General features: G+C 73.9%; 16 protein-coding genes. 4 read left to right on the top strand and 12 right to left on the bottom strand.

From position 1 onward, the window contains the following. Nucleotides 1–94: 94 nt before the first annotated feature. Together DNL40_RS01060 and DNL40_RS01055 are read left to right on the top strand one after the other, a co-directional pair. Nucleotides 95–811 (top strand): vitamin K epoxide reductase family protein, encoded by a 717-nt coding sequence (locus DNL40_RS01060; protein ID WP_111249381.1) that lies wholly within the window; start codon nt 95–97, stop codon nt 809–811. A gap of 66 nt (nt 812–877) precedes the next feature. Next, the gene (locus tag DNL40_RS01055; protein ID WP_111249380.1) at nt 878–2,299 is read left to right on the top strand and encodes an alanine/glycine:cation symporter family protein; all 1,422 of its coding nucleotides are present in this window, start codon (nt 878–880) and stop codon (nt 2,297–2,299) included. Nucleotides 2,300–2,360: 61 nt separating this feature from the next. On the opposite strand, the gene DNL40_RS01050 is transcribed toward DNL40_RS01055, so the two are convergent. The 5 genes from DNL40_RS01050 to DNL40_RS01030 all read right to left on the bottom strand — a co-directional run bounded on the left by DNL40_RS01050 (nt 2,361) and on the right by DNL40_RS01030 (nt 6,649). Next, nucleotides 2,361–3,101 (bottom strand): energy-coupling factor transporter transmembrane component T family protein, encoded by a 741-nt coding sequence (locus DNL40_RS01050; protein ID WP_111249379.1) that lies wholly within the window; start codon nt 3,099–3,101, stop codon nt 2,361–2,363. Further along, nucleotides 3,098–4,822, bottom strand: a complete 1,725-nt coding sequence (locus DNL40_RS01045) for an ABC transporter ATP-binding protein (RefSeq protein ID WP_179950882.1) — start codon at nt 4,820–4,822, stop codon at nt 3,098–3,100. Before DNL40_RS01045 ends, DNL40_RS01050 begins: the two co-directional genes overlap by 4 nt. After that, the gene (locus DNL40_RS01040) at nt 4,812–5,441 is read right to left on the bottom strand and encodes an ECF transporter S component (protein WP_218925972.1); all 630 of its coding nucleotides are present in this window, start codon (nt 5,439–5,441) and stop codon (nt 4,812–4,814) included. The genes DNL40_RS01045 and DNL40_RS01040 overlap by 11 nt, the downstream gene beginning before the upstream one ends. Beyond that, the gene (locus tag DNL40_RS01035) at nt 5,428–5,811 is read right to left on the bottom strand and encodes a YkoF family thiamine/hydroxymethylpyrimidine-binding protein (RefSeq protein WP_245885554.1); all 384 of its coding nucleotides are present in this window, start codon (nt 5,809–5,811) and stop codon (nt 5,428–5,430) included. The genes DNL40_RS01040 and DNL40_RS01035 overlap by 14 nt, the downstream gene beginning before the upstream one ends. 109 nt (nt 5,812–5,920) lie before the next feature. After that, nucleotides 5,921–6,649 carry a DUF4352 domain-containing protein gene (locus tag DNL40_RS01030; RefSeq protein WP_111249376.1) on the bottom strand — a complete coding sequence of 243 codons (729 nt, stop codon included), beginning with the start codon at nt 6,647–6,649 and terminating at the stop codon, nt 5,921–5,923. A gap of 174 nt (nt 6,650–6,823) precedes the next feature. On the opposite strand from DNL40_RS01030, the gene DNL40_RS01025 reads away from it, so the two are divergent. Next, nucleotides 6,824–8,071 carry a sensor histidine kinase gene (locus DNL40_RS01025; protein ID WP_146251988.1) on the top strand — a complete coding sequence of 416 codons (1,248 nt, stop codon included), beginning with the start codon at nt 6,824–6,826 and terminating at the stop codon, nt 8,069–8,071. Between the two features lie 38 nt (nt 8,072–8,109). After that, a complete protein-coding gene (locus DNL40_RS01020; RefSeq protein WP_111249374.1) occupies nt 8,110–8,772 on the top strand; it encodes a response regulator transcription factor in 663 nt (220 codons plus the stop codon). A 34-nt stretch (nt 8,773–8,806) separates the two neighbouring features. Here DNL40_RS01020 and DNL40_RS01015 read toward each other — a convergent pair whose 3' ends face one another. The 7 genes from DNL40_RS01015 to DNL40_RS00985 all read right to left on the bottom strand — a co-directional run bounded on the left by DNL40_RS01015 (nt 8,807) and on the right by DNL40_RS00985 (nt 16,329). Continuing rightward, on the bottom strand, nt 8,807–9,667 hold the full coding sequence (locus DNL40_RS01015) for an ABC transporter substrate-binding protein (RefSeq protein WP_179950881.1): 861 nt from the start codon (nt 9,665–9,667) through the stop codon (nt 8,807–8,809). Nucleotides 9,668–9,774: 107 nt separating this feature from the next. Further along, on the bottom strand, nt 9,775–11,541 hold the full coding sequence (locus DNL40_RS01010) for a putative bifunctional diguanylate cyclase/phosphodiesterase (RefSeq protein WP_146251987.1): 1,767 nt from the start codon (nt 11,539–11,541) through the stop codon (nt 9,775–9,777). Between the two features lie 104 nt (nt 11,542–11,645). Beyond that, on the bottom strand, nt 11,646–12,050 hold the full coding sequence (locus tag DNL40_RS01005) for an ArsR/SmtB family transcription factor (protein WP_218925971.1): 405 nt from the start codon (nt 12,048–12,050) through the stop codon (nt 11,646–11,648). Then, nucleotides 12,043–12,948: a cation diffusion facilitator family transporter gene (locus DNL40_RS01000; protein WP_111249371.1), complete on the bottom strand. Its 906-nt coding sequence runs from the start codon at nt 12,946–12,948 to the stop codon at nt 12,043–12,045. The genes DNL40_RS01005 and DNL40_RS01000 overlap by 8 nt, the downstream gene beginning before the upstream one ends. 91 nt (nt 12,949–13,039) lie before the next feature. Continuing rightward, a complete protein-coding gene (locus DNL40_RS00995) occupies nt 13,040–14,617 on the bottom strand; it encodes a methyl-accepting chemotaxis protein (RefSeq protein ID WP_245885553.1) in 1,578 nt (525 codons plus the stop codon). Between the two features lie 450 nt (nt 14,618–15,067). Then, nucleotides 15,068–16,012: an alpha/beta hydrolase gene (locus tag DNL40_RS00990; RefSeq protein ID WP_111249369.1), complete on the bottom strand. Its 945-nt coding sequence runs from the start codon at nt 16,010–16,012 to the stop codon at nt 15,068–15,070. Then, nucleotides 16,009–16,329: a putative quinol monooxygenase gene (locus DNL40_RS00985; protein WP_111249368.1), complete on the bottom strand. Its 321-nt coding sequence runs from the start codon at nt 16,327–16,329 to the stop codon at nt 16,009–16,011. Before DNL40_RS00985 ends, DNL40_RS00990 begins: the two co-directional genes overlap by 4 nt. Nucleotides 16,330–16,404: the final 75 nt, after the last annotated feature.

The following is a 16,404-nucleotide window of genomic DNA, read 5'->3' as shown; positions in this document are numbered from 1 at the left end:
CTCGCGCCGCGTGGTCGATCGCACACCGCCCGACCTCTTGTGGTCAGACCACTATGTCCCTACGCTGGGCGACACCACGACCCCCGGGGGACACATGCCCAGCACCACGCCCGCTCCCCCGTCGGCAGGGCTCCACGAGCCGGCCGACGGTGTCGAGCCGAACCACGAGCCCGAGCCTGCCGCGCTCGACGACACCCTCGTGGGCGAGCGCCCCACCGGCCTGTTCCACTCCCGCCGGTGGCTCTTCGGCGAGATGCTCGTCGGCGCGCTCATCAGCCTCACCGCCGCGTTCGTGCTGTCGGTCGACGCCGTGCACCTGGCCGCGAACCCCGACCAGGCCCTCGCCTGCGACATCAACACGATCGTCTCGTGCGGCGCCGTCGCCCAGTCCTGGCAGGCGTCGGTGTTCGGGTTCCCCAACTCGTTCCTGGGGCTGGTGGCCGAGCCGGTGGTCATCACCGTCGCCGTGGCCGGCCTGGCCGGCGTGCGGTTCCCCCGCTGGTTCATGATCGCGGCACAGACGGTCTACCTGTTCGGGTTCGTCTTCGCGTACTGGCTGTTCTACGAGGCGGTCGTCAACATCCACGCGCTGTGCCCCTGGTGCCTGACGGTGCAGCTGGCCACGACGCTGGTGTTCTTCTCGATGCTGCACCTCAACATCGTGGAGGACAACCTCCGCTGGCCGCGCCGGGTCCAGGCGTTCGCGATGTCGCTGGTGCGCTCCGGCGGGCTGGGGATCCTGCTGACGGCCTGGCTGCTCTTGACCGTCGCGGTGGTGCTGCTCAAGTACGGCACGGCGCTGTTCGCCTGACCTGCGCCGGGACCCGGGCGACCGGGTCTCCCGCTCACGGTGTGACGCAGGTTACGGTTAGCCGCCATGAGCTCCTTCGCCGACTTCGTCTCCCAGGCCGGGTCCTTCGTCTGGGGCCCCTTCCTGCTCATCCCCCTGCTGCTCGGGACGGGCCTGTTCCTGACGATCCGCCTGGGCGGGCTGCAGTTCCGCAAGCTCGGGCCCGCACTGCGCCTGGCGCTCGTCCAGCGCTCCGAGAAGCCGCGGGACGGCTCCGGGGACACCGCCCGCGGCGACATCTCGCACTACCAGGCGCTGACCACGGCGCTGGCGGCCACGGTGGGTGTCGGCAACATCGCGGGCGTCGCCACGGCCATCGGCCTCGGTGGCCCCGGCGCCCTGTTCTGGATGTGGGTCACCGGCCTGGTCGGCATGGCGTCGAAGTACTCCGAGGCCTTCCTGGGCTCCCGCTTCCGCGTGACCGACGAGAAGGGCGAGCAGCGCGGCGGCCCGCAGGAGTACCTCAAGCAGGGCATCCGCGGCCCGCTCGGCAAGGTGCTCGCCGTGGCGTTCGCGCTCTTCGCCGCGCTCGCCGCGTTCGGCATCGGCAACATGACCCAGACCAACACCATCGCGCACTCGCTCGACGACACGTTCGGCGTGCCGCCGCTGGTGACCGGCATCGTCATCACCGTGCTGGTCGGCGTCGTGCTGGTGGGCGGCATCAAGCGCATCGGCGCGGTCACGGCCTCGTTCGTGCCCGCGATGATCCTCTTCTACCTCCTGGCCGGCCTGCTGGTGCTCGCCACCAACGTCACCGCCATCCCCGACGCGCTGGCCCTCGTCTTCACCGACGCGTTCACCGGGACTGCCGCCACCGGCGGGTTCGTGGGCTCCACGGTGGCCCTCGCTCTCCAGTTCGGCGTGGCCCGCGGCCTCTTCTCCAACGAGTCGGGCCTGGGCTCGGCGGCCATCGTCGCGGCGGCCGCCAAGTCGCACCACCCCGTGCGCCAGGGCCTGGTGTCGATGACGCAGACGTTCATCGACACCATCGTCGTGGTCACGTTCACCGGCCTGGTCATCATCACCTCGGGCGCCTGGTACTCCGGCTCGGCAGGCGCGGCGATGACGGCCGAGGCCATGTCGTCGGGCCCGCTGGCCCAGGTGGGCGGGGCCGTCGTCGCCATCGCCGTCGTGTTCTTCGCGCTGTCCACGGTGATCGGCTGGGCCTACTACGGCGAGCGCTGCGCCACCAGCCTGTTCGGCATCCGCGTCTCGCTCCCCTACCGGGCCGTGTTCACGCTGGTGTGCCTCGTGGGCGCCCTGTGGGAGCTCGACCTCGTGTGGGGCGTGGCGGACATCCTCAACGGCCTGATGGCCCTGCCCAACCTGGTGGGCCTGCTCCTGCTGTCCGGCCTGGTGGCGCGGGAGACCCGGGCCTACCTCAAGGCGGACCCGGACCTCACGCAGCCGCCGTCGTCCCTGGGCGACTACACGCCCTCGCGCTGACGCCCAGCACCGGGACCGGTCGAGGCCCCCGCCGACGTCTCGGCGGGGGCCTCGACCCGTCTCACACCAGCCGGCCGCCCACCACGACGGCGACCGCCGTGCCGAGGACGACGACGGCCAGCACGGCGTCGCGCCGTCCCACCGGCACCGGCCGCCACACCGTGCGCGGCCCTGCCGAGAGCCCGCGCGACTCCATCGCGAGCGCGATCCGCTCCGAGGCGCGCACCGACCCCACCAGCAGCGTGAAGGCCGCCCGGCCGAAGTCGCGCACACCCAGGCGGGGCCGCCCGTCCCGCCCGAGGGGCGCCCGCACCGCCTGCGCGGCCCGGATCGTGGCCCAGCGCCGCGGCATCGCCACCAGCATCCGGTGGCCGGCGAGCATCGAGTAGGCGTACCGCGGCGACAGCCGGGCGTGCTGGGCGAGGCTCGCCATGAGGTCGCGCGGCGGCGTGGTGGCCAGGAACGCGACGGTCAGCACGCCGATCACCATGCCGCGCAGGGCGAGGGCCACGCCCATGACCAGGCCCTCGACGGTCACGCGGACGGCGGAGCCCTCCACGAGAGGCTCCCCCGGCCGGCTCACCGCGTTCACCATGACGAGGCCCACGGCGAACAGCAGGAACGGCACCTGGGCCAGGGCGAGCGTGCGCACGTCGAGGCGGGCGGCACCGTAGGCGGCCACCAGGCCCAGCAGGTACAGCGTGAGCAGCACCCGCACGTCCAGCAGGAACAGCGTGGCCAGGGAGACCACGAGCAGCAGCGCCATCTTGACCGTGGGGTTGGCCCGTTCCAGCCAGCTCATACCGGCACCACCGCCGTGGCCGGGCGGGCCAGGCCCGCCACCGCGTCGTCGAGCCCCTGCAGCACCGCGCGCAGCTCGCCGGACCCGCCGACCTCGGCCGCCAGGTGCTGCACCAGGCGGGGCGGGTGCAGCCGAGCGGCGGCGAGCAGGCGCTGGTCGCGCACCAGGTCGAGCGGCCCGACGTCGGCCAGCACCGTGCCCTGCCCCACCACGAGCACCCGGTCGGCGTAGCCGGCCACGGTGCGCAGGTCGTGGCACGTGAACATCACGCCCCGCCCCTGCGCCGCGGCACCTGCCAGCGCCCGGGCCGCCGCGACGGTGCCGTGCCGGTCGAGGCCGAACGTCGGCTCGTCCGCCAGGAGGAAGGGCCGCTCGTGCACCAGCACCGCGGCCAGGCTCAGACGGCGCTTCTGACCGCCCGAGAGGCGGAACGGGTTGTGCTCGGCGTGGTCCAGCAGCCCGAGCTCGCGCAGCACCTCCTCGACCAGCACCTCGGTCTGCGGCCCCGGAGGCAGGCCGACAGCCACCTCCTCGCGCACCGTGGTGCGCGAGAGCTGGTGCTCGGGGTTCTGGAGCACCAACCCGGGCCGGGGACCTTCGAGCGTGCCGGCGAGCGGCTCCTGCACCCCCGCCAGGCAGGTCAGCAGGCTCGACTTGCCCCCGCCGTTGGCGCCCACCACCGCGACGAGCTCACCGGCGCGCAGCTCGAGGTCGACGTCGCGCAGCACGGGCGTCACGGGCCGGCGGCGCGTGGGCCGCGGGGACCCGATCGGTGCGACGGCCAGGCCGCGCGCCCGCAGCACCGCGGCCCCGGGCTCAGACCCAGGTCCGGGCTCAGGCTCGGGCGCCGTCTGCTCCTCGGCTCGGGCCGCGAGCGCCCGCAGCCCGTCGCGCACGACGCCGGAGGTCAGGTCCCCGGACCCGAGGACGACGCGCAGCTCGGCGTCCAGGGGCAGCCAGCAACCCTGCGCGAGCAGGTCCGCCCCCGCCCGGTCGAGCACGTCGGCAGCCGGGCCGTCGTGGACCACGCGGCCGTTGCGGTCCACCACGACCCAGCGCCCGGGCAGCCCGCTCGTGCCGTCCGGCCCGGCGTACTCGTCGAGCCGGTGCTCCACCAGCACGCACGCCGCCGTGCCCGCGCGGGTGACGCGGTCGACGGCGGCGCGCACGGCCTGGACGCCGTCGCCGTCGAGCATCGCCGTCGGCTCGTCCAGGAGCAGCAGGCGCGGGCGCGGGGCGACCGCTGCCGCCAGGGCCACGCGCTGCAGCTCCCCGCCCGAGAGGGTGTCCGTGCTGCGGCCCTCCAGGTGGGCGGCCCCTGCCAGGTCGAGGGCGTCGCGCACCGCCCCCGCGATCTGCTCGGGGGCGGTGCCCAGGTTCTCGAGCGGGAAGGCGACCTCGTCGGCCACCTCGGTGAGGCACACGCCCGTCTCCGGGTCCTGCGCGACGACGCCGACGGTGTCCGCCAGGTCGGCGACGCCGGTCGCGTGGACGTCGCGGCCCGCCACCGCCACCGTGCCCGTCATCTCGGCGTGCACGGCGTGCGGGACGGCGCCGTGCAGGCAGCGCAGCAGGGTGGACTTGCCGGCCCCGGACGGCCCCACGACGAGCACCTGCTCGCCCGGCTCGATGCGCAGGTCGACCGGGCCGAGGCCGTCCCCGGTGGCGAAGACGGCCTCGAGCCCGCGGACCTCGACCAGCGGGGCGGGGTCAGCGCTCACGGCGCGCCACCGGCGCCCGGCGGTCGGCCTGGTCGCGCACGATCGCGAAGTTGTCGAGCGCCCCCGTGCGCACGAGCGCGTCCACCACCACGCGGGCCAGCAGACCACCGAGCAGCACACCGGATGCGAGCTGGAGCCCCAGGCGCAGCAGCAGGATGTCCTGCCCCCACCAGTCGAACCGGAACGCCGAGAACACGAACACCAGCCCCGCGCCCATGAGGCCCGAGACGGCGTACCGGGCCCAGCCGAACCGGCGGTAGCGGCCGGCGGCGAACGGCAGCTCGCTGCCCAGACCCTGGATGGCGGCCACGACCAGCAGGATGGGTCCCACCGGAGAGCCGAGGAACACCACCTCGATCACCGAGGCGATCACCTCCGCGACGATCCCGACGAACGGCCGGCGCAGGATCGCGATGGCGATCGGTGCCACGATGAGCCAGCCGCCCAGCAGCACGTGCTGGGCCAGGTCGCCGGCCGGCCCCATGAGCACGGCCAGGCCGTTCCACGCCTGGACGAGAGCCCAGTAGAGGAACCCGAAGACGACACCGAGCATCACCATCAGCACGATGTCCTTGAGCTCGAGGCGCGGCGCCCGCCGCGCGGTCTCAGGCCGTGACATCGCGGTGGCTCGGGCTGTTGACCGAGACGGTCAGGTGGCTGGTGACGTGCTGGACGGTGCGGCCCACGCGGGCCCACCCGCCCACCACGGTCTCCAGCACGGTGCCCAGGTCGCCCTCGAGGCGGGTGACGAAGTGCTCCGAGGCGCGGAACGTGCCGTTGGCGCGCGCCGTCTCGATGGCCGCGTAGATGTCCCGCATGTGGTCGGGCTCCACGCCCGCCCGCACGTCGTCGGCCAGGGGGTACAGCGCCCACTCGGCCGCGGCGAAGCGGCCGACCGTGCGGCCGGCGGGCGGCTCGACCGGGCGCGGGCCGGCGCCTCCGGGCAGGTCGCACACCACCTCGCCCGGGCAGCCGCGCGACAGGTGCACGGTGATGGAGGCGTGCTCGCCCGAGGCGGCGACCGCCTGGGCGAGGTCGGTCAGCCAGCGCAGCAGGTCCGCCTCGGAGCCGCCCGCGTAGGTGCTGACCGCGCCCCGCTCAGCCGAGCGCCACGGTGACGCCGCCGGAGAACAGCGAGTCGTGCAGCTCGAGCGACGCGAGCGTGACGTCGGTCGGGACGTCGAACACGAGGATCCCCTCGACGGTGTTGCCCGGGTTGATCTCCTTGAGGAACGCGTTGGAGTCCTCCAGGTAGATCCCGGCCTCGGTGTCGGCGGAGAACTGCCGACCGGCCGCGTCGTACGCCTTCTGCGCGTCGTCGTAGAACATCTGCGCGCGGTCGCCGATGTTGGCGACCGTCAGGTGCACCAGCACGAACTGGCCCTGCGGCGCCTTGTTGAGGAACTCGTCGCCCACCTGCGCCACGCCGGGCTCGACCGCCGTCACCGTGAACTCGAACTTTCCGTCGCGCACGGCGGTGCCGACGCCGGCGGACTGCTCAGCGGGCGCCTCGGCGGGCGCCTCGGCCGGGGTCTCGGCGGCCGCGTCGACGGTGTCCGTCCCGTCCGTCCCGGCGGCCACCGACGCCGTCGTGCCAGGCGCGGCGGGAGCGTCGTCGCCGCCGCTTCCGATCGCCGCCACGACGGCGACGACGGCCACCGCGCCCAGCGCGGTGAGCACCTTGTGCCGGCCGAACCAGCTGCGGTTCGCCTTCGCGACGGCCTTGGCCTCGCGCACCTGGCGCTTGAGGTCCGCCTGCGTGGGCGCGGCGGTCTGCCCGGGCTGCGGGGAGGACGGCTGGCCGGGCTGAGAGAGCTGCTCGCTCATGATGACTCCTCGGGATAAGGGGGTGGATTGACGTCGTCAACCCTCGTGGCGCGACCCCCTGACGCACATCGCCCGGTCGGGCAGGACCTGCTGCCCGACCGGGCAGGACGCACGCAGAGATCTCACCCGGTCGGGCGAGGCCCGGTGTCGGCGCACGCCCGTACGCTGCCGGGCATGCATCCCCCGTCGCCCTCGCCGCCGGCCGCCGCCCCTGCTGGCCACGGCGGCGTCCGTCGCGGGCGGCTCGCACGCTGGGTCGCCCGCTGGGGCACCGCGGTGGCCGTCACGACGTCGGCGTGCAGCTCGATCATGGCCGTCGCGTACATCGACGGCCCGGACGCGCCGCTGTCGAACATGAGCATGCTCGCGTTCCTCGTCGGGGCCACCCTGGCCGGCCTGCTCGTGCTGCGCCGCAAGCACCCCGTGGCGCTGACGCTGGGGGCGTCGGCCGCCAGCCTCCTGCTCCAGCTCGACTCCTTCGCGGCGCTGCTCGCGCTCTCGTGGGTGGTGACCACGGCACGCGCACGCACGGCCGTGCTGTGCGGCGTCGCCGCCGGCTCCGCCACGGCCGTGGCGCTGGTCCGCGACCTCGCCCGCGAGCCCGGCGGGCGGGTCTTCGCCGTCCACGACACCGTCACCGGCGAGCTCACCAGCTACCCGGGCCCGTGGGAGTTCCTCGTGTGGGGCGTCGTCCTCGTCGCAGCAGCGGTAGGAGCGGGGCTCCTGCGGCGGTTCCGCGCCGCGGCCGACGACTCCCGGGCCGCGCAGGCCACGGCTGTCGCGGTGCTCCAGGACCGGATGACGCGGCAGGAGGAGCGGGAGCTCATCGCCCGCGAGGTCCACGACACCGTGGCGCACCACATCGCAGCCATCTCGCTCCAGGCGTCGGCCATCGAGGTCACGCACGGCGACCCGGAGACCAAGCAGGCGGCCCGTCAGGTGCGGGCCTCCGCCCAGCACGCCATCGCCGAGATGCGGTCCCTGATCGCCACGCTGCGCACGGGGGACGAGACGGGCATGCCGGGGGCGAGCCTCGAGGACCTGGTCCCCCTGCTCGACGGCCTGCGCGAGCAGGGGCACACCGTCTCCGGCACCGTGTTCGTCTCGGACGCCGAGCACGCACCCACCGCCCTGACCCGGGCGACGTTCCGCATCGTCCAGGAGTCGGTCACCAACGCGCTCAAGCACGCCCCGGGCGCCCCGGTGGAGGTGAACGTGCGCGCCGGGCGCGACCACGGCGTCCACGTGCGCGTCAGCAACCCGCTGGTGCCCGGCGCCCCGACCTTCCCGGGCACCGGCTCGGGGGTCACCGGCATGGTGGAACGTGCCGAGGCGCTCGGCGGCCGCCTCGTCGTGGAACCCGGCCCCGACCGGTACACCGTCACGGCCGACCTGCCCTGGGCCGCCGTCCCGGCGACGTAGCGCACCGCTGTCGGCCAGGGCGGCTACGCTCCGGCAGCGTGACACGAGTGCTGGTCGTCGACGACGACCCGATGGTCCGCAGGCTGCTGACCACGGTGCTGACCGCCCAGGGCATCACCGTGGTGGGCGAGGCGAGCGACGGCGACGAGGTGCCCGCCCAGGTGGCAGCCCACCGCCCCGACGTCGTCCTCATGGACCTGCACATGCGCCGGGTCGGAGGCATCGCGGCCATCGAGGCCCTGCACCGCACCCCGCACCCGCCGGCCGTCGTGGCACTGACCTCGTTCGGCACCGACGAGACCGTCCTGGCGGCGGTACGGGCCGGCGCCCAGGGGTTCCTCGGCAAGGACGACGACCCCGAGCAGATCGCCGCGCACGTGCGAGCCGTCGCCGACGGCGCCGGGGCGCTCGGCCAGGACGCGGCGGGAGCGCTCATCCGGCACCTGTCCGGCGCAGCCGCCGAGGCCGCCCCGCGCGAGGAGGCCCGTGCGGCGCTCGCACGACTGACGGAGCGCGAGCGGGCGATCGCGGCGTGGCTGCCCCACGGACTGTCGAACCCGCAGATCGCAGCCCGCGTCTACGTCTCCGACAGCACCGTGAAGTCGCACCTGAGCAGCGCGATGACCAAGCTCGGCCTGAGCGGCCGCGAACAGCTGGCCGTCCTGGTGGACCGGGCCGGGCTCGCCGCCCCCATCCCCTGAGACGAGCGCGGGCCCGCCAGCGCGCCCGGAGCCGTCAGCCGAGCTCGGGCACGTCGTCCGACCGGAGCCACTCCGTGCGCAGGGAGGCCAGGGTGCCGTCGGCCTCGAGCGCGTCGACCGCCTCGGAGACGCAGGCCGTGAGCGCGGAGTCCTTGTCGAGCACCAGCCCGAGCTGCTCGGGCTCGCCCGGCTGCGGCAGGGTGCCCACCACCTGGGTGTCGGGGAAGTAGACGGTCGACGCGGCGACGCCCTGGTCCACGTCCATCACCATGGCGTCGACCTGCCCGGACGACAGCGCCTGCATGCCGTCGCCGGCCGCGCTGAACGGCACCACCTCGACGGCGTCGCCCCACGCGGCCTCGGCGGCGTCGAGGGACGTCTGGGCCGCGGTGACGCCCACCTTGGCACCCTCGAGGTCCGCCAGGGTGGTGGCGCCCGCGTACGGGCCGTCGTCCGCCACGATCACGCCCTGCCGCGTGGTCAGGTAGGGGCTGGAGAAGTCGACCGCGGTGCGGCGCTGCTCGGTGATCGTCGTCTGGTAGGCGGCGAGGTCGAACGGCTTCTCGGCCGGCGCCACGATCTGGTCGAACGTGACGTCGACCCACTCGACGTCGTCGTGCTCGTAGCCCAGGCGCTCGGCCACGGCGTACACCAGCGCGGACTCGAAGCCCTCGCCGCTGGTGCGCTCGCCCACGTACCAGGGCTCGTACGGGTCGCTCGCACCCACGGTGAGCACGCCGTCGGTCAGGGTGGGCAGCGCGCCAGGCTCGCAGGCGGCGGCCGACGGCGACGGCGAGCCGGCGTCCGTCGTCGTGCCCGGCGTCGAGCACCCGGTCAGGGCCAGCGCGGTGACGCCGACGGCGGCGACGGACAGGATCGGGCGGGGCAGGCGCACGGCGAGGCCTTTCGAGACGCGGGAGTGACCGCGACCGAGCCTAGGCGCGCCCCGGCGGGCCGCCCAGCGCACGGGCCGTGGACCGCGTCACACCCGACGAGAGCGGCTCAGGGGGCGGTCTCGAGCTCTCCCGCGGGGCGGGGCCGGCTGATGAGGTAGCCCTGGGCGACGTCGCACCCCAGCTCGCGCAGCCGGTCGAGCTGGCTGGTGCGCTCGACGCCCTCCGCCACGACGGTCAGCCCCATCGTGTGCGCGGCCTTGATCACGCCGGACAGGAGCTGGGCGTCGGCCTCGTCGGAGTCGATGCGCGAGACGATGCTCTGGTCGATCTTCAGGGTGCTCACCGGCAGGCTGCGCATGCGGCCCAACGACGAGTAGCCCACGCCGAAGTCGTCGAGATGGACCGAGACGCCGGCCTCCTGGAGACGGTGGAGCTGCTCGATGGCGAGCGGGAGGTCGGCGATCGCGGCGGTCTCGGTGACCTCCACCTGGAGCAGACGCGGCGGGATGCCCGCCTCCTCCAGGGCCGCGAGCACCTGCTCGGGCAGGCCCGGCTCGGCGAGCTGCACCGGGGAGACGTTGACGGCCACCGCCCAGTCGCGGCCGGCGTCCTGCCAGGCGCGCGCCTGGGCGCACGCGGCCCGCAGCACCCACTCCCCCAGCGCGACGATCTGGCCGGTGACCTCGGCCACCGGGATCGCCTCACCCGGGGAGATGACGCCCAGCTCCTCGTCCGTCCAGCGCAGCAGCGCCTCCACGGACTCGACCCGGCCGGTGCGCAGGTCGAGCTTGGGCTGGAAGTGCAGGTGCAGGTCCCCGTGCGCGATGGCGTGCTCCAGACGCCGGCGCAGGGTGGCGCGGCGCCCCGGGGCCCCGGCCTCCTCCACGCGCAACCACCGCGCGACGCGTGACTTGCCGGCGCGCTTGGCGCGGAACATGGCGCGGTCCGCCCGCTCCAGGAGCTCGTCGAGCACCCCGTAGACGGGCTCGTCACCCGTCAGCTCGGAGCCCAGCGCGATACCCACGCTGGCCGAGACCTCCACCCGGTGGTCCTCGACGGTGAACTTCTCCTGCGCGGCCACCACCACACGGTCGGCCACGGCGGTGGCCTCCTCCGGGTCGATGTCGGTGAGCAGCACGGCGAACTCGTCACCGCCGAGCCGCCCGATGAGGTCCTGCGGGCGCACGCACCCGTCGAGGCGGCGGGCGAACGCCACCAGGAGCTCGTCGCCGGCCTTGTGCCCGAGGGTGTCGTTGACCTGCTTGAAGCCGTCGAGGTCGGCGTACAGGACGGCCACCCTGGCGGGGTCGGTGCCCGTGGCGAGCAGGCGCGTGCCGTGCTCGTCGAGCATGCGCCGGTTCGGCAGCCCGGTGAGCGGGTCGCGCATGGCGATCTCCTGGTAGACCAGGCCGATCTCCCGGAAGATCGCCGCCACCGAGGCGACACCGGTGGTGCCGTCCTGGTGCAGCACCAGCACGTCGTCGTCGCGCAGCCACTCGCGCTGGGCCAGCAGCATCCCCGCGGCGTCGCGCAGCGGCAGGTCCGCGTCGACGCGCAGGCTGTGCGCGTCGACGACGTCGCCCGCCACGGCGCGCGACAGCAGCGCGCGGCCGTAGCCGAGACGGCCGCTCAGCTGCCGTTCCAGGCTGCTGCGGCTCAGCAGCGCCGGCGGACCCTCCAGCCCCACGACCGCGACGGCGCGCAGCTGCGGGTGCTCGCGGAAGATCCGCTCGACGAGGGAGACCGCGTCGGCGGCGTCGACCTGCGGGACAGGTGCGCTGAGCTCGCCGATCGTGCGGCCTGCCGATCGGTCGGTCTGTCCTGTGGTGGCCAGGTTGCCGGCGACGGCGGTACCGGGCATCGGGAGAGTCACGCCCTCTCCGATCGGCACGGCCCTGCCGGAGTAGAGGGACACGTGGGTGAACAACGGGTGTACCCCTGCGGTGCGGGCCACACGCCGCAGGGACGCGAAGGGGGTCAGCCCTGGCAGCCGCCCTCGGCCGGCGCCTCGTCGGCCACGTGGACGAGCACCGAGTGGCCGACGTGGTCGAGGGCCAGCTGGAGCAGCGCCCGCACGTGCGTGTCGTCGATCTCGTAGTGGGACTCGCGCCCCACCCGCTGCACGCTCACGACCCGGTGGGCGCGCAGCAGCCGTAGCGCGTGCGACGCTCCGGACTCGCTGACGCCCGCAGCCTCGGCCAGGTCACGCACCCGCAGCGGGCCCTCCAGGAGGGCGGTGAGGATGCGCAGCCGCCCCGGGTCGCCCAGGAGCGCGAAGACGTCGGCGACGTCGGCCACCGCGTCGTCGGACGGCATCCGTCGCCGCACCCGGGAGACGTTCTCCCTCAGCACGTCGTCGTGGTGCTCCGCCCGCTCAGGCATGGTGCGCCTCCTCGTCGCCGAACCGCTCGGCCTCGCACTGGATGGTGGCGTGGGTGACCTCGAACCGCTCGCGCAGCACCGCGTGCACGCCGGTCAGGACCGTATCGCGGTCGGCGCCGGCCTCGACGACGACGTGGGCGCTGGCGCTGTCCATGCCGGAGGTGATGGTCCAGACGTGGAGGTCGTGGACGGCGGCGACGCCGGGCACGGCGAGGAGGGCGTCACGCACCTGCGCGATCTCGACCTCGGGCGGAGCCACCTCCAGGAGGATGCGCAGCGCCTGGCGGCTGAGCCTCCAGGTGCGGGGCAGGATGAACAGGCCGATCGCGACGCCGACGAGGGGGTCGACGTACGACCAGCCGGTGGTCCACAGCACCACCGCGGCGACGACCACGCCGACCGATCCGAGCAGGTCCCCGAGCACCTCGAGGTGCGCGCCGCGCACGTTGAGGCTCTCCTTGGCACCGGCCGCCAGCAGCCGGAAGCTGATGACGTTGACCACCAGCCCCAGGACGGCCGTGACCAGCAGCGGAAGCCCTGGCACCTCGGGCGGCTCGGAGAACCGGCGCACGGCCTCGACCAGCACCCACCCGGCCACACCGAACAGCAGCACGCCGTTGGCGAGGGCGGCCAGCACCTCGAGCCGGTACAGGCCGTAGGTGCGCTGCGGGTCGGTGGAGCGGCTCGCGACGAGGATGGCGGCCATGGCCATGCCCAGACCGATGACGTCGGTGCCCATGTGGGCGGCGTCGGAGATGAGGGCGAGGGACCCGGTCCAGAACCCGACCACGAACTCCACCACCATGAAGGTGGCCGTGAGGGAGAACGCGATCACCAGCGGGCGCAGGTGGCGCCTTCCGCTGGAGACGGCCGGCCCGTGGGCGTGCCCGGCGCCCATCAGAGGATGGTCCTGGACGAGCACGCTCGAGCACTGTTCATATGAACACTCTTTCAGATGTTCATATGAGCTGTCCAGGGTCCGACCCCGGTCACACCGAGAAGCGCGCCACCACCCCGCGCAGCTCCCCCACCAGGTCGCCCATGGCCGCCGCGTGCCGGCGCGCCTCGTCCGCCGCCCGGGTGACGCCCTCCGCCGTGTCGCTCACACCGGTGATGCTCGCCGCGATCTGCCCGCTGCCACCGGCCGCCTCGGCCACACCCCGGGTCATCTCCGCCGTCGTCGCGCTCTGCTGCTCGATCGCCGCCGCGATGGTCGACTGGTGGTCGCCGATCTGCGCGATCACCGCCGAGATTCGGCCGATGGCCGCCACCGCCGTCGCCGTCTGACCCTGGATCGCCTCGACCTGGCGAGAGACCTCCTCCGTGGCCCGCGCCGTCTCCTGCGCGAGCTCCTTGACCTCGCCCGCCACGACGGCGAAGCCCTTGCCCGCCTCCCCCGCCCGGGCGGCCTCGATGGTCGCGTTCAGCGCGAGCAGGTTCGTCTGCTCCGCGATCGCCGTGATCGCCTTGACCACCGTGCCGATCTGCTGCGACGCCTCGCCGAGCCGAGCCATCCGCTCGTCCGTGCTCTGCGTGAACTCGCCCGCCTGCCGCGCCACCTCGGCCGCCTCGGCGGTGCTGCGAGCGATCTCCTGGATCGACTGGCCCATCTGCTCGGCCCCCGCGGCGACAGCCTCGACGTTGCGGCTGACCTCCTGCGCCGCGCTCGCCACCACACCGACCTGGCTCGACGAGCGCGCCGAACCGTCCGCGAGACCGTCCGCCACCACGGCCAGCTCCTGCGACGCGGTGGACAGGCGGTCGCTGCTCGCCGCGACGGTGCTGATCGCCGTCGCGAGCCCCGCGCTCGTCTCGTTGAGCGCCGTCGCCATCACCGCGAACTCGTCACCCGACGTGACCGGCACGCGGTAGGTGAGGTCACCGGAAGCGACGGCTCGCAGACCAGCCACCTGCTCCGCCACGGCGCGGGTCACCCGGCGGTTCAGGCGCCAGCCCACCAGGAGAGCCAGGGCCACCGCACCGACGAGCAGCACCAGCAGCGCCGTCCGCGCCTGACTCACCTGCCCGGCGAAGGCCGTCCCGTTCTGCAGGTCCGCCATCGCCTCCTCGCTCGCAGCGTCCAGCAGCTCCTCGTAGGACTTGCGGGCCGAGCGGCTCTCCTCCAGAGCCATGGCCGTCGCGGCAGCAGGGTCCGTGGCGTACAGCGCCTGCTCCTGCTCGACGACGGCGCGCCACGCCGCGATCCCGGACGCGATCTCGGCGACGGCCGCCCGCCGCTCGTCGTCCTCGGCCAGCGAGGCCGCCGTCTCCAGATCGGCGTCGATGGTGCGGAAGCGGTCCACGATCTGGTCCACGTACTCCGTGTCACCGGTGATCAGGAACCCGCGCTCGTCGTTCGCCACCGCCTTGGCCGTCACCGCGGCGTGCTGCAGCGCTGCGACATAGGCAGCCTCGTGGCCCACCTCGTCGTCCCGGGTGGCCTGCAGGGTGCCCGTGGCGACATAGCCGGTCACCCCGACCAGGACGGCCATGAGCGCTCCGGTCAGCGTGGCGACGAGGATCTTCCACCTCAGGGACAGACGGGAGTACAGGCCGGTGCGGGGCATGGAGACACCTCGAAGGATGACGACGGGGGGGTTCTCCCGAGGCATCGGCAGCGCCCCGAGACCCCTGAGCCGTCCGGCACGTGGCCTACGTCGCTCTCCGCGACGCCCCCACCGCTCACCGCGGAGGCCCGCGCCGCCTGGCCGGCACGTGCCCCCCTGGGAACATTCACGCCCGCGGCCCGGTTGTACCGGGTGTCGCACCGGTCACGACCCCCGGGCTTCACCTTCAGCCGCTACGAGCGGCCGCGCGCCGAGAGGCGTCTGCCGGTGCGACACACGTGGGACGGGCGGTCGGGGCATGCCGGCCGCCCGTTCTCTCGTCTCGTGGGGCCCCTCCAGGAGCCGTGGCTCAGGAGCACGCCGCCACGTCCGAGCGCGACGCGGTGAGCAGCCTGCTCGGCACATGACGCCGGCGGGGCCCGCCCCCGCGAGCCCCGCCCGCGTCGGCCTTCAGACGCGCCGGCGCAGCCAGTCGATCCTGGCCGCGCGTGCGCGGCGCGACAGGTCGGCCTGCGGGAAGACGGCGTCGAAGCCGTGGAAGCCGCCTCCCCACACGTGCAGCTCGGCATCCCCGCCGGCGGCCCAGATGCGGCTGGCATAGTCGACGACCTCGTCGCGGAACGTCTCCGCGGAGCCTGCATCGAGGTAGGTGTCAGGCAGACCGGACAGGTCGGCCGCCCGTGCCGGCGAGACGGCGGCGGGTACCTCGTCCTGGTCGATGCCCTCCAGCACCTGCCCCCACGCGAACGCGTTCGTCTCTCGCGACCAGATGTCCGGGGCGGTGAACTGCGCGCTGGAGACCGTGACGTTGCGATGGTCGAGCATCGGGCACAACAGCACCTGAGCGCGCACGGGCAGGTCGCGCTCACGAGCCAGCAGCGCCACCCCGGCCGCAAGTCCGCCACCGGCGCTCGTTCCTGCGACGACGAGGCGCGCCGGGTCGATGCCCAGCTCCTCGGCCTCGCGAGCGAGCCAGCTCAGCGCGGCGTACGCATCCTCGACCAGCGTGTCCCCGCGGACCTCGGGCGCGAGGCGGTACTCCACGCTCGCGACGACGACGTCGAGCTGCTCGAGCCACTCCAAGGGGATGTCGATCTGCGCGAAACGGTCGCCCATCACCATGCCTCCGCCGTGGAGCCACAGCACGGCGGGACGAGCGCGGTCCGCACCGGCCGGCGAGAAGATCGAGAGCGCGAGCGCAGCACCGTCCGCGGCCGTCACGGTGAGCTCCCGCCGGCGGATCGGCCGCCCCTCGAGCAAGGGCTCGACCGGTGCGGACGAGTACGGCCGGATGTGCGGCAGCACGTCCAGGTCGAGGACCACCGGTGCTGGAAGGGCCGCGTAGAGCTCGGCGAGCTCGGGATCGACAGCGGGTCGCGCAGTCTTCGCGGTCACGCGAGCACCGCCTTGCCGGTCACGGGCACGAGGTCGGTGTACTCAGGGTCCTTCGCGAGCAGGCCGTCGAACCGCGCCACGATGGCCCGCGCCGCGTCCGTGTCGAACTCCCGTCGATGGTCCTCGGCGCTCGTCCAGCCCTCGACCAGGTGCACCACGTCCGGGTCGGACGCGGAGCGGCTGACGAGGTACACGAGGCAGAACCGGGTCGACGCGGGGCTGCCCGGATCGAGGCCCGAGCGGACGACGTCGAACAGCTCGTCGCCGCGTCCCGGGTGTGCGGTCATGGTGGCGGAGAAGCCGTATCCGATGGTCATGGTCGTTCCTTTCAGTGAGGTCAGTGAGGTCAGTGAGGTCAGAGGTAGGTGTGCGGACGCCGTCGGACGCGCGGC

This window comes from Xylanimonas oleitrophica (assembly GCF_003244315.1).
In the GTDB taxonomy this organism is placed as follows: domain Bacteria; phylum Actinomycetota; class Actinomycetes; order Actinomycetales; family Cellulomonadaceae; genus Xylanimonas_A; species Xylanimonas_A oleitrophica.
The sequence above is the reverse complement of the archived record's forward strand: the minus strand, read 5'-3'. Positions and strand labels throughout refer to the sequence as shown.

Excerpts from the sequence above, each read along its gene's own strand:
- DNL40_RS01025 (WP_146251988.1), top strand. The coding sequence starts at position 6,824 with ATGCATCCCCCGTCGCCCTCGCCGCCGGCCGCCGCCCCTGCTGGCCAC.
- DNL40_RS01040 (WP_218925972.1), bottom strand. The coding sequence starts at position 5,441 with ATGTCACGGCCTGAGACCGCGCGGCGGGCGCCGCGCCTCGAGCTCAAG.
- DNL40_RS01055 (WP_111249380.1), top strand. The coding sequence starts at position 878 with ATGAGCTCCTTCGCCGACTTCGTCTCCCAGGCCGGGTCCTTCGTCTGG.
- DNL40_RS00985 (WP_111249368.1), bottom strand. The coding sequence starts at position 16,329 with ATGACCATCGGATACGGCTTCTCCGCCACCATGACCGCACACCCGGGA.
- DNL40_RS01030 (WP_111249376.1), bottom strand. The coding sequence starts at position 6,649 with ATGAGCGAGCAGCTCTCTCAGCCCGGCCAGCCGTCCTCCCCGCAGCCC.
- DNL40_RS01005 (WP_218925971.1), bottom strand. The coding sequence starts at position 12,050 with ATGCCTGAGCGGGCGGAGCACCACGACGACGTGCTGAGGGAGAACGTC.
- DNL40_RS00995 (WP_245885553.1), bottom strand. The coding sequence starts at position 14,617 with ATGCCCCGCACCGGCCTGTACTCCCGTCTGTCCCTGAGGTGGAAGATC.
- DNL40_RS01050 (WP_111249379.1), bottom strand. The coding sequence starts at position 3,101 with ATGAGCTGGCTGGAACGGGCCAACCCCACGGTCAAGATGGCGCTGCTG.
- DNL40_RS01000 (WP_111249371.1), bottom strand. The coding sequence starts at position 12,948 with ATGGGCGCCGGGCACGCCCACGGGCCGGCCGTCTCCAGCGGAAGGCGC.
- DNL40_RS01060 (WP_111249381.1), top strand. The coding sequence starts at position 95 with ATGCCCAGCACCACGCCCGCTCCCCCGTCGGCAGGGCTCCACGAGCCG.